We start from the raw sequence: 242 nt of genomic DNA, 5'->3' as shown, positions 1-242 counted from the left end.
GGCGGCGCACGGACGCGTTCGTGCTGGTCAGCGCGAGCGGCGCGAGCAGCACGAGCGCCGCGAAGCCCGACGTGACGAAGGGCCGCTTCACGACGTCCGCGAGCAGCACCGACGGCGAGAAGCCGTGGTCGGTGAGGTAGATCAGGAAGTGCAGGCAGCCGTAACCGAACGCGAGCAGACCCAGCGGGCGGCGCACGCGCGCCGTCCACGTCCAGCCCGCCACTCGCCGCAGCGGCGTGCAG

Annotated in this window: 1 protein-coding gene; it reads right to left on the bottom strand. The window is 73.1% G+C overall.

Annotated elements, in window-relative coordinates; translation table 11 throughout:
* A partial coding sequence (locus DEIPI_RS31935) for a ferric reductase-like transmembrane domain-containing protein (protein ID WP_342667520.1) occupies window positions 1–196 on the bottom strand: 196 nt, incomplete at its 3' end.
* Between the last annotated feature and the right edge of the window lie 46 nt (window positions 197–242).

Origin of the sequence: Deinococcus pimensis DSM 21231 (genome assembly GCF_000519345.1) — a bacterium.
Classification (GTDB): Bacteria; Deinococcota; Deinococci; order Deinococcales; family Deinococcaceae; genus Deinococcus_A; species Deinococcus_A pimensis.
The sequence above is the reverse complement of the archived record's forward strand: the minus strand, read 5'-3'. Positions and strand labels throughout refer to the sequence as shown.